This is a genomic window from Ruegeria sp. BE1, from assembly GCF_056538885.1.
This window is the reverse complement of the sequence record NZ_JBQFTY010000002.1, coordinates 75,260-87,370: the sequence shown is the minus strand read 5'-3', so window position 1 is coordinate 87,370 and position 12,111 is coordinate 75,260. Positions and strand designations below refer to the sequence as shown.

At 60.8% G+C, this 12,111-nt stretch carries 8 protein-coding genes; 2 read left to right on the top strand and 6 right to left on the bottom strand.

Annotation, left to right across the window (positions count from 1 at the left end; translation table 11 throughout):
- Positions 1-3 precede the first annotated feature (3 nt).
- The 4 genes from ACR0J5_RS06600 to hemB all read right to left on the bottom strand — a co-directional run bounded on the left by ACR0J5_RS06600 (position 4) and on the right by hemB (position 4,863).
- On the bottom strand, positions 4-399 hold the full coding sequence (locus tag ACR0J5_RS06600; protein ID WP_480651612.1) for an SgcJ/EcaC family oxidoreductase: 396 nt from the start codon (positions 397-399) through the stop codon (positions 4-6).
- A gap of 110 nt (positions 400-509) precedes the next feature.
- Positions 510-2,972, bottom strand: a complete 2,463-nt coding sequence (locus ACR0J5_RS06595; protein WP_480651610.1) for a penicillin acylase family protein — start codon at positions 2,970-2,972, stop codon at positions 510-512.
- A gap of 173 nt (positions 2,973-3,145) precedes the next feature.
- Positions 3,146-3,721, bottom strand: a complete 576-nt coding sequence (locus ACR0J5_RS06590; protein WP_480651609.1) for a lipid-binding SYLF domain-containing protein — start codon at positions 3,719-3,721, stop codon at positions 3,146-3,148.
- 143 nt (positions 3,722-3,864) lie between these two features.
- On the bottom strand, positions 3,865-4,863 hold the full coding sequence (gene hemB / locus ACR0J5_RS06585) for a porphobilinogen synthase (RefSeq protein ID WP_480651607.1): 999 nt from the start codon (positions 4,861-4,863) through the stop codon (positions 3,865-3,867).
- A 119-nt stretch (positions 4,864-4,982) separates the two neighbouring features.
- Here hemB and ACR0J5_RS06580 point away from each other — a divergent pair, with 119 nt between their 5' ends.
- A complete protein-coding gene (locus ACR0J5_RS06580; RefSeq protein WP_480651606.1) occupies positions 4,983-5,507 on the top strand; it encodes a component of SufBCD complex in 525 nt (174 codons plus the stop codon).
- 21 nt (positions 5,508-5,528) lie between these two features.
- A complete protein-coding gene (mfd, locus tag ACR0J5_RS06575) occupies positions 5,529-8,987 on the top strand; it encodes a transcription-repair coupling factor (protein WP_480651605.1) in 3,459 nt (1,152 codons plus the stop codon).
- Positions 8,988-9,124: 137 nt separating this feature from the next.
- On the opposite strand, the gene ACR0J5_RS06570 is transcribed toward mfd, so the two are convergent.
- Positions 9,125-10,783, bottom strand: a complete 1,659-nt coding sequence (locus ACR0J5_RS06570; protein ID WP_480651603.1) for a hypothetical protein — start codon at positions 10,781-10,783, stop codon at positions 9,125-9,127.
- A gap of 55 nt (positions 10,784-10,838) precedes the next feature.
- Positions 10,839-12,047: a multidrug effflux MFS transporter gene (locus ACR0J5_RS06565; protein ID WP_480651601.1), complete on the bottom strand. Its 1,209-nt coding sequence runs from the start codon at positions 12,045-12,047 to the stop codon at positions 10,839-10,841.
- Positions 12,048-12,111: the final 64 nt, after the last annotated feature.

Genomic DNA, 12,111 nt, shown 5'->3' with positions numbered 1-12,111 from the left:
CTGCTATTTCCCGTCGATCTGGCGCTGATAATCCTCGGCATCAAACCAGCCGAGTGAGGTCTGCACCTTGTGATCTTCGGTCAGATCCCATTCCTCCCAGCCGCGGGTCACCACGTGGTTGCCTGTCTGGGCATGGTGCCCTTCCAGTGTCCAAACAAAAATGGCGTGGTTTCCGGCCCATCGCAGCATGTCGCAGCGAACCTCAAGGTCGGGGAAATCGGCGTAAAAGCTGCGCGCCATTTCGGCCACGGCGGCGCGGCCTATGATTGGCTCGCCCCGATTGATGGTGATCTGTCCGTCTGGCGCATAAAAGCTGGCCACGGCGTCAGGGTCGCCCGAGCTCCAGGCGATTGCGTAATCGCGTGCAAGATTGTTCAATTTATCCCGAAGACTGGCCATCAATACCCCCACACTCAAATAACCTGATCAGACCGAGGGTACGGCAAAACGCCCGCTTTCGTCCACGCAGAGGCGAAAAAAGGGGCAAGGTCTTGCCGATACAGGCGAAATCAGCGCGGGATCAGGTTTGTCACACCAACAGCGGCTGCGCGGGCAAGGTCCAGATCAAGGGACATGGGGATGTATTCGCCCCGCCGCCACAGCTGTGCCTGATCGTCATAATAGCGCGACAGAAAGTGCCCCGATTGCCCGGTGGCCGTGATAAAGACCGAGCTGTCGGGGTCGGCAAAATCATAAACCCCGCGATAGCCTGCGCCATGCACATTCAGGAACGGGTTCTTGCCTTCGCCCGACGTACGCCCGCGCAGCAGCGTATTGTCGCCGCCGCTGGTGGATTGACGGATGTTGACGAAAAACCTCAGCACCGGAACTTCACCCAGAACCGGATGGTCATGGGTGGCCTGATGCGCGTCGCCCCAGCGCAGGGATTGCAGTGCGGTGCCGTAATTCTCGGCGATCCAGATCAGCGCGTCATCCAACGCCAGCCGCGCCATGTCGGTGCAGGTCTCGACCGGGGCGCTTTGGCGGACGTCGCACCAGACCGAGGCCCCGTCAATGTCGCGATAGACCCGTTCGATGAACAGCGGCTCCACATGTTTGTATTCCGCGGCCAAGGGGCCCAAATCGTCCGAGATCAAACGGATCTGCAAGGCCCGCAGCCAGGCGGCATAGATCAGCGGCTCGGGTAGGTGTTCGTTCATCTCGCCATTCCACTCGGCCAGCAGGGACAGGGCGATCTGGCGTTGACGTTCGGGGGTGCCTTCGGGGGCTGAGGCTCCGGTAAACCAGAGATCGGCGCCGATCAGTGGCAGCAGGGAACGAGCGGTAAAGCTGACGGTATCCAGCTGCGCCTCGATAAAGCTGTCGCGGGTGTGGACCTCACGTGATTGCATCAGGCGTTCCCAACGGTGCACACGTTGGGTATCGCCCCATTCATAGGACACATGTTCGGGAAAGGGGCGGTCGATGATCTTGTTGTTGGTGTTGCCCAGAATGCCGCCCACGGGGGCCACGAATTCGGGGTTGTCGGCATAGGGCAGGCGGCCCTGCCATAGGTTCTCGGCCAGCCAGCCGGGGGTCGGGATACGGCCCCGGCTTTGGTTGCGCAGGTCGCGTTTGGGCATCGCGCCGATCAGCTTCAGGCCGATTGTATCCTTATCGACCAGCGACAGGTTCTGCGAGGGTGAGATGAAGCGCTCTCCGGCGGCGATTCCTTCGCGCACAGTGTCTGCATTCATCAGCGCCATCGACGCGCTCATCGACGTGTCGCGCGGGCTGAGTGCTGTCCAAGAAAGAGACGCTATATGCCCCTGCGGTGTGATCGTTTCCAGATCGTAATGGCTGCCGGGCAGAACGGGGCCGTTTTCCGTCCAGCGCAGGGTCAGGGTAATGGGGGCCTCGTCCTTGATCTCGATGATCGAGGGGCGGGTGCGGAAGGTCTTGTAGCCCTCGGGCGTCAGGTATTCTTCGGGGTTATCGGGGTTCAGCTGTTCGATATGGACGTCCTGATCGTCCAGGTAGGACGAGGTCAGGCCCCAGCCCAACCGGTCACTGCGTCCAGCCATCACGGCGGGAATGCCGGGGATGGTTGCCCCAATCACGCCGCCCTTGGCCAGTTCCAGCCGGGCCAGATACCACACGCCGGGTGCGGTAAAGCCCAGATGGGGATCGTTGGCCAGCAACGTACCGCCACTGGCTGACCGCGTGGGCGCAGCGGTCCAGGCGTTCGATGCCCCGGCCAGTCCGCGTTTCGGGAAGGGCGACAGCGGGTTGTCGGGCATGGGCGTTCCGCGGGCATATTGCGGCAGGCCGGGAAACAGCGCGGCATATTCGGGTAGGGCGGCGATACCGGCCCCCGGAACATCGGGCAGAATATCTGCCAGCCGCGCCGGATCGTTCAGCATCAAAGAGGTGCGGGCGCGCAGAACCTCATCCTGCAGGTGGCCCGAGAGTTGCAGGCCCATCAGCTTGATCACGGCAATGCTGTCGCCGGGTTGCCACGGCGAAACGGGGGCGCTGAACAGGAACATCTCGGGCGCGCCGCGTCCCAATGCGGCCTCGTTAATCTCATCCAGCCGTGCGTTGACGCCGGCCGCATAGGCACGCAGCGCCGCCTTGGTATAGTCGTCCTGCGCATCCAGCGACCGGTGGGCCAGCCCATACAGGTCCAACCGGCGCAGCAATTTGTCGATATGGACCGTGCGTTTGCCGAAAACCTCGGACAGGCGGCCTTGGGCGGTGCGGCGCATGACGGTCATCTGCCACAAACGGTCCTGCGCATGGGCGTAGCCCAGGCCAAAAAACACGTCCGGGTCATTTTCGGCCAGAATATGCGGCACGTTGGCGGTATCGCGGATGATCTCGACCGGGGTGCTCAGACCGTCGACTTTGACCGTTTGATCATAGTCTGGCAGCGACTGGTTGGCGAGGAAATACACCAGGGCCACAGCGGCCAGTGCAAGCAGGATCAGGCCCGTTGAAATACGCACTAGCCAGCGAAACACGAATCCCATCTGCGGCCCACAATCCTGATCTGTTCTCGGTTGCGGCAAGACTAGTGGATGGCCGGTCTGACCGAAAGAGGAACAGCCCCAGAATATTCACGTTTCCAGAGCCATAAACGAAATACCCCGCCATGGCTGGTGCCGGTGGCGGGGCGTATCAGTAACCTGAATGCGGGGTTGGATCAGGGGATGATCCGCGTGTACTTGGTACCATCGACGGTCGCGCCGAATTTCAGACCGGCCTGACCAAAGACCGCCGCCAGGACCGGAGAGCGCAAGGTTGTCGTGTCGGTCGACAAGGATTCACCTGTTGCGTCGACCACGTAACCAATATCGGCCCCGGCGGTCCATCCGCTGGAGCGGCGGAAATCGTTCAACGCATCCTGGGTCATGAAGAACAGAACATGGGCATATTGCTGTGCCCCGATTTGCAACCCGGCAGTGCCGGAAATTGCGGAATAATAGTCAACCGTTGCGCCCTGAATGCGCAATGCGCCCTGTCCGTAGGCGCCTCCGAAAAAGATCAAACCGGCGTCGGTGATCAGGGGCATGACCAACATGCCATTGGCTTTGTTTGCGATCTCAACCGTGTTGGGATAGCGCGCGTACATTTCTGTTAGCGTGGCGTCGACGCGGGCGTCGATCGTGGCGGCATTGGAATTGCCGACACCATTGCCGCAAGCTGCGGTCACTGTCAGACCGGCCATGCCAAAGGCAAAGCCACGACGGCTTAGTCGGGGTGCGTTGGAACTGCTCATGTTTTTTTGTCTCTGTATAACTGCCTGATTTGTCGGGTGATCCCGATCTTGTGTGCAAGAATACGCCGATTGCGGCTGTGTGTCACGGGAAAGCTGCGCGACCGCAGATCACAATCGGCGAAAACTCGCGACAATTGCTGGCATTAGCCCTGAAGGATGCGCGCGACCTGAGGGGCGAAATAGGTCAGGATGCCATCGCAGCCCGCGCGTTTGAACGCCAACAGGCTTTCCAGCATCACCTTTTCCCCGTCGATCCAGCCATTCTGGGCTGCGGCCTGAATCATCGCGTATTCGCCCGACACCTGATAGGCATAGGTCGGCGCGCCAAACGCGTCTTTCACGCGGCGGCAAATGTCTAGGTAAGGCATGCCGGGTTTGATCATCACCATGTCGGCGCCCTCGGTCAGGTCCCGTTCGATCAACCGCAGCGCCTCGTCCGAATTGCCCGGATCCATCTGATAGGTCTTTTTGTCACCGGTCAGTGCTCCGGACGCGCCGACGGCATCGCGAAACGGGCCATAAAAGGCGCTGGCATATTTCGCGGCATAGCTAAGGATCATCACGTTGTGATGCCCGCCCGCCTCAAGCGCCCGGCGCATTTGCCCGATCCGGCCATCCATCATGTCCGACGGCCCGATTATATCGGCCCCGGCCTCGGCCTGTGCGAGGGTCATTTTGACCAGCGCGTCGATCGTCTGGTCATTCACAATTTCGCCATCGACCACATAGCCGTCATGGCCATTGATGTTGTAAGGGTCCAGAGCGACATCGGTCATCACAGCGATATCCGGCGCTGCTGCCTTGATCGCGCGGATGGCGCGGTTGGACAGATTGTCAGGGTTCCACGCCTCGGCGCAGTCCTCGGTCTTCAGGCTGTCATCGGTATAGGGAAAGATGCAAATCGCCGGAATGCCCAACGATTGCGCCTCAACCGCGGCCTTTGCGATCAGATCGACCGACCGGCGCATGACACCGGGCATCGAGGGCACGGGCTCTTCTATGCCTTCGCCGTCGCGCACAAACACCGGCCAGATCAGATCATCCGTGGTCAGAGTGTTTTCCCGCACAAGGCCGCGAATGGCCTGCGATTTGCGGGCCCTGCGAAAGCGGGTCAGGGGATAGGGGGCGATGGTGGGTTTCATGTCGCGCTCTCCTTGAATATTCCCGCATTGGGTGGCATGAATTCCGGGTGGTCTCAAGGGTTAGGATGAACGTGCCTTTGCGAAAAGGCCCATCGGGACAGGGAACAAAGGGCTAACGCTTGGACTTATACTCTTCGCTTTTCGAAATCATCGATATGCGCAGCTTTTCGAATCTGTGGTACTGGATCGTGCTGGCGGTGCTGTGGTCTTCGGTCAGTCACTGGGCCATGGGCGTGCCCTATGACCTGCTGGTACGCGCCCGCCGGATCGGAGGGCAGACGGAACAGGATTTGCTGGATATCGTGCGCATCAACGGCAATCGTATCCTGTTTATCGTGGAAAAGTCCGGGCTAATCCTGCTGGCGCTGTGCTGTTTTGCCTTTACCGGTCTGGCGACGCTTGGGTTTTACTACGGGGTCGAATTTGCACAGGCGGTGTTTTTGCTGCTTTTCCCCATGAGTTTCGTGACATTCGTCAATATAAGGGCCGCACATAAGTTACGGCGCAGCGATGGCACATTGGAATTTGCGGGCAAGGTGCTGACCCGTTGCCGGATTTACACGCAGATTATCGGTATGATCGCGATTTTGATCACGTCGCTTTGGGGCATGTACCAGAATTTCTCGATTGGGGTTCTGGGGTAGGACATTCGGAAAGGCTGGGACATGAAGGCTCCGAACCACGTTACTGTTGGCGGCGCCCCCGAGGGGTTTGACGCACAGCTTGTTCTGAACGAGGTCGCACGTTCGGGCGGGCCCGTGTGCCATGTCGCGCGCGATGACAAGCGGCTGGAGGCGATGCGCGCCGCGCTGGCCTTTTTTGCCCCCGATATGCCGGTGTTCGTTTTCCCCGGCTGGGATTGTCTGCCCTATGACCGCGTGTCGCCCAATGCCGATATTGCGGCTGCGCGGGTGGCGACTTTGGCGGCGCTGGTGCATCAGATGCCGGACCGGTTTGTGCTGCTGACATCGCTGAACGCCGCAACGCAGCGGGTGCCCGCGCGCGATGTCCTGCGCGAGGCCGCCTTTACCGCCCGCGTCGATCATCGTGTGGATGAGACCGCGCTGCGCAATTTCCTGGTACGTATGGGGTTCACCCAAAGCCCCACCGTGATGGAGCCGGGCGACTATGCCATTCGCGGTGGCATCATCGACATCTTCCCGCCGGGCGAATCCGGCCCCGTGCGGCTGGACCTGTTCGGAGATGTTCTGGACGGCGCGCGCCGGTTTGATCCGGTGTCGCAGCGCACGACGGAAAAGCTGGACATCGTCGAACTGGCCCCGGTGTCCGAGGTCATTCTGGACGATGCCGCCATCACCCGGTTCCGCCAGAACTATCGCATCGAGTTTGGCGCGGCGGGCACCGATGATCCCTTGTACGAGGCGGTCAGTGCGGGCCGCAAACATCAGGGGATCGAACACTGGCTGCCGTTTTTCCACGAAAAGCTGGAAACACTGTTCGACTATTTGCCGGACGCAACGATCACCGTGGACGATCAGGTCACACCTGCGCGGCTGGCACGGTGGGACACGATTGCCGACCAATACGAAACCCGGCGTCTGGCGCTGGAAAACCGATCCCGCATGGATACGGTCTATAAACCAACGCCGCCCGAATTGCTGTATCTGGACGATGCCGCGTGGGAGGCGGCAGTTGGCGCCCGCAGGGTGCTGCAATTCAGCCCTCTGCCACAGGCCAGCGGACCCGGTGTGATCGACGCGGGCGGTCGGATCGGGCGCAACTTTGCGCCGGAGCGGCAACAGGAAAGCATCAGCCTGTTTGGTGCTCTGGCCGCGCATATCACCGACAAGATGGCGAAAGGCCCGGTGCTGATCGCGTCGTATTCCGAAGGCGCACGCGAACGTCTGACCGGGTTGATCGAAGACGAAGGTCTGGCCGAAGCGATCCCCGTCACTGACGGCACCCGTGTCGGTAAACGGGGTCTGCATCTGGCCGTCTGGGCGCTGGAGCACGGGTTCGAAACCCCCGATCTAACGGTCATCGCCGAACAGGACGTGCTGGGCGACCGCCTGATCCGCCAGCCCAAGAAGCGCCGCAAGGCCGAGAACTTCCTGACCGAAACCCAGTCGCTGTCCCCCGGTGATCTTGTGGTGCATGTGGATCACGGTATCGGGCGCTACATGGGGATGGAGGTCGTCACTGCCGCCGGTGCAGCCCATGAATGCCTGCTGCTGGAATATGCGGAACAATCCAAGCTTTACCTGCCGGTCGAAAACATCGAACTGCTGTCCAAGTATGGCCACGACGAAGGTCTGCTGGACCGTCTGGGTGGCGGCGCATGGCAGGCCAAGAAGGCCAAGCTGAAAGAGCGCATCCGCGAAATGGCGGACAAGCTGATCCGTATCGCCGCTGAACGCGCGCTGCGGAAAGCTCCGGTCATGGACCCACCGCCCCACGCGTGGGAGGAGTTCAGCGCGCGCTTCCCCTATCAGGAAACCGACGATCAGTTGCGGGCGATTTCCGAGGTCATGGAGGACATGCATTCCGGCGCGCCGATGGATCGCCTGATCTGTGGCGATGTGGGCTTTGGCAAGACCGAAGTCGCCATGCGCGCGGCCTTTGTCGCGGCGATGTCCGGCGTGCAGGTGGCGGTGATTGCACCCACAACGTTGCTGGCCCGTCAACATGCTGCCAGTTTCAAGGACCGGTTCCGGGGCTTCCCGCTGGAGGTGCGGCAATTATCGCGCTTTGTCTCGGCCAAAGAGGCGCAGCAAACCCGTGACGGGCTGGCGCGCGGCACGGTGGACATCGTGATCGGCACCCATGCGCTGCTGGCCAAAGGGATACGGTTCAACAATCTGGGACTTCTGATCATCGACGAGGAACAGCATTTCGGCGTGGGTCACAAGGAACGGCTGAAGCAACTGCGCAGCGACATTCATGTTCTGACCCTGACCGCCACACCGATCCCGCGCACGCTGCAATTGTCGCTGACCGGGGTGCGCGACCTGTCGATCATTGGCACGCCGCCCATCGACCGTCTGGCGATCCGCACCTATGTCAGCGAATTCGACGCCGTGACGATCCGCGAGGCGCTGCTGCGCGAACACTATCGCGGGGGGCAGAGTTTCTACGTGGTCCCGCGCATCTCGGACCTGCCCGAGGTCGAGGAATTCCTGAAAGAGCAACTGCCGGAACTGACCTATATGGTGGCGCATGGGCAAATGGCGGCAGGTGAACTCGACGACCGCATGAACGCGTTTTACGACGGCAAGTATGACGTGCTGTTGGCGACGACGATTGTGGAAAGTGGTCTGGACATTCCGACCGCAAACACGATGGTGGTGCATCGGGCGGATATGTTCGGTCTTGCGCAGCTTTACCAAATTCGCGGCCGGGTGGGGCGGTCAAAGACCCGCGCTTACGCATACCTGACCACCAAGCCGCGCAAGAAGCTGACCGCCACGGCCGAAAAACGCCTGCGCGTTCTGGGCTCGCTGGACACGTTGGGGGCCGGGTTCACTTTGGCTTCGCAAGATCTGGACATTCGCGGCGCGGGCAATCTGCTGGGCGAGGAACAGTCGGGCCAAATGCGCGACGTTGGCTATGAGCTCTACCAATCGATGCTGGAAGAGGCGATTGCCAAGATCAAAGCGGGTGAGATGGAGGGACTGTCGGATGCCGATGACCAATGGGCCCCGCAGATCAATCTGGGTGTGCCGGTTCTGATCCCCGAGGATTACGTGCCCGATCTGGATGTACGTCTGGGCCTTTACCGCCGCCTGTCGTCACTGTCGACCAAAGTCGAATTGGAAGGCTTTGCCGCCGAACTGATCGACCGCTTTGGCTCTCTGCCAAAAGAGGTCAACACCCTGATGCTCGTCGTGCGGATCAAGGCCATGTGCAAACGCGCAGGCATTGCCAAGCTGGACGGAGGGCCAAAGGGCGCGACGATCCAGTTCCACAATGACAAGTTCGCGTCACCTCAGGGGTTGGTTGAGTTCATTCAGAACCAGCGCGGATTGGCCAAGGTCAAGGACAACAAGATCGTTGTGCGCCGTGACTGGAAGAAAGACAGCGACAAGATCAAGGGCGCCTTTGCGATTGCCCGCGATCTGGCTGAGAAGGTCATCGCCCAGACCAAAAAAGCCAAGGCAGGATGAGGAAGTAGGAGGGGGCTCTGCCCCCGCCGCGCGTGCCGCGCGACTCCCCCGGGATATTTGTGGACAGATGAAGAAGCGGATCCCAGCTTCATCTGGCTTTAAATATCCCCGCCGGAGGCATCGCGCGTTAGCGCGATTTAGGCGCGCATCGCGGCCTGAGCGCAAAAGCACGAGGCGGACACGGCGCGATCCGCGCGGGCAAGGGCCAGATCGAGGCGCTGTTTGATCTGTATGATCTCAACCCCTTCGCCGCGTGCTTTCAGGCAGTCGTGCAGACCCTTGAGACTCCAGACATTGTCCGGGTGGATTGAGGCGCGGCTAAGTGTGCCGCTCAGCCCTAAATCCTCGCGGTAAACCGCTTCGGCCTCGGACAGGTGCCCCTGTTCAAACAGCAGCGCCCCCAGCGCGTGGCGGGTGGGCTGCATCCAGCCCCAGGGCTCATCATAAGGCAGGGTGTCGTCCAGTTCGACCGAGCGGCGCAGATGGGCGAAGGCGATCTCATAATTGCCTTTGCGGTATTCGATCTCGCCCCGCAGCATTTCCCGCGCGATTTCCAACAGATCAACCACGCGGTTGTTGTGGAGCAAGCGGGTCTCAGGCACGCAGGCTTTGGCGGACAGGAACAGCTGTTCTCCGGCCTCGGCCTCAGCAACCTGTCCGGTGGCCGCGTGGGCGATGGCGCGGGCATAGTGGGTTGTGGCCGTCAATGTGCGGTAGAGCACGGGGTCGGACGGCAGGTCGAGCGCTTTGGCCTCTTCCCAGCGGCCAAAGCGGATCAGGATATGAGGGCCCATCGACATGTAGGATTCAAAGTAATCCGCCATGGGCGGGCTTTCGATGCGCAGCATATCCTCGGGCGTGGTGTCCCATAGCCCCTGATTGGCGCGAAGGGCGGGTTCGATCTGGCCCAGAAACAGCGCGCCATAGATGACGAAGTGGTAATCGTGCTGACGGTAGCCGGTGTAGATGTTGAACGCCCCTTCGCGTTCGTAGTATTTCAGGTCAGCCTCGATGGCCTTTTCGTTCCAATGCACGACATTGTGGTAATGCCCGCACAGCACGTCGATATGGGTGGGCATGTGCACCAGATGGCCTGCATCCGGCACCAGCGTGCGCAGCACATCCCCGGCCTTGAGTGCTTTTTCCGGCGTTGGCGACATTTCCATCAGATGCACATAGAGGTGCAGCAAACCGGGATGAGACATGGCGGCGGGGTCGCTGGCCATTGCGTCCTCGAGCGCTTTTTGCGCCTCAAGCGTGGCGGCACCCTTCGCGGGCTGACCGGTTTTCAGGTCCCACATCTGCCAGGGGGTCAGGTTCAGCAGTGCCTCGACATAGATGGTGCGCAGGTCCAGATGATCGGGCTGCGTGGCAAAGGCGGTGCGCATAGCGTCGGCAAAGTCGTGATCCCAGCTGTGCATGTCCGGGATCGGGTCACGTTGTGGATAGCGGGCGGGCAGGGCGCGGATCAGGGCTTGTTCGACCGGGTTCGCAGTATCGACCAGCGCAAGCGCCTGTTGGGTGGCGTCATAGGCTTGGGCCAGCGCCTTTTGCTGACCACGCGCGTCGCGCAAATCCCATGGCAGATTATAGTTGGGCCCCGCCGCATAGGCGATGCCCCAATAGGCTATGGCGCAGGTCGGATCATGTTCAGCGGCCTTTTGGAAACAGACGACGGCCTCATCATGGTTATAGCCGTAGGTCCAGATAAGGCCCCGATCAAACCAAAGTTGCGCTTTGGGTACAGAGGTGCTGACGGGACAGGAATATGTCCCCAGATCGTAATACTCGCTCATCTGAACCCTCCCGCTTTTGCGGTCAGGTTAGCGGGATTCGCGTGGTCTGCACAGGTCAGGCGGGCAGCCTGTTTTCGATCCGGCCCATATGCAGCATCAGCCCGAAACCCACGACGCTCATGGTCAGAATGCCCGCGATCAGCGGGATCAGAGAGCCATCGAACAGCAGCCCGATCGGGGCCGCAATCGCCGCTGCCAGAACGGTCGAAAACGCTCCGATGACCGACGCGGCCATGCCGGCGATATGACCCATTGGCTCCATCGCGATGGCGTTCAGGTTGCCCATGGTCATGCCAGCCATGAAGAAGATCGAGGTTTGCCAAAAGACGAACAGGCCAAAAGACAGGTTGGGCGACAGAGGTATGGCGTTCAGCGTTGCCACGCCCAGAGTGACCGCGATCTGCGCGCCAAGCGCCCATGTCACCAGGCGGCGCATACCGATGCGGACCACAAGGGCTGCGTTCAGCAGGCTGGCCGATCCTGCAATCAAGGCCACGAGGCCGAACCAGAAGGGAAAACTGTCGGCGCTGTCGTGAATGACGTCATAGACCGGCTGCACCATGGTCAGCGTGGTAAACAGCATGCCCAGACACAGCGTCTGAACGAAAATCGACAGGCGTACTGTGGGATGCGAGAACATCTCGCGCGCGGCAGAGGCCATAAGGGGCAGGCGCAGGGGACGGCGGTTTTCAGGCTTCAGCGATTCCGGCAGGCGCAGATGCATCCAGGCAACTGTAATCAGTGAAAACAGCATGAACGAGACAAAGATGCCGCGCCAGCCCACAAGGGCGATCAGGCCTGCACCCAGCATGGGGGCCACGGCGGGCACCAGCGTAAAGATCATCATCGCGATTGAGACGATGCGCGCCATTTCCCGGCCCGAATACAAATCGCGAATGATCGCCATGGCGACCACGCGGGGCGCGGCACAGCCGATCCCCTGGGCGATCCGCGCGAATAGCAGCACCTCCAACGAAGAACTGGCCCATGCCACTGCAGCGGCTGTAACGTAAACGGCTGACCCCACATAGATCACCGGTTTGCGCCCAAACGTGTCCGACAAGGGACCGACAAAGAAGGTACCGATCCCCATGCCCAGCACGAAGGATGTCAGGATCAACTGCGCCCGGTTGAGGTCATCGGGGCTGAGCTGTGCGCCAATTTCGGGCAGGGCGGGCAGCATCGCGTCGATGGAAAACGCAATCGTCGCAAACATCATTGCGACCAGTGCGATAAATTCACCCTTTGACATGCGATTGGTCATTGCGCCCTCCTGACCTGATCGCGCTATCACGGGAGGTCAGGCGGCGCCAGAGATCAATTTGCAC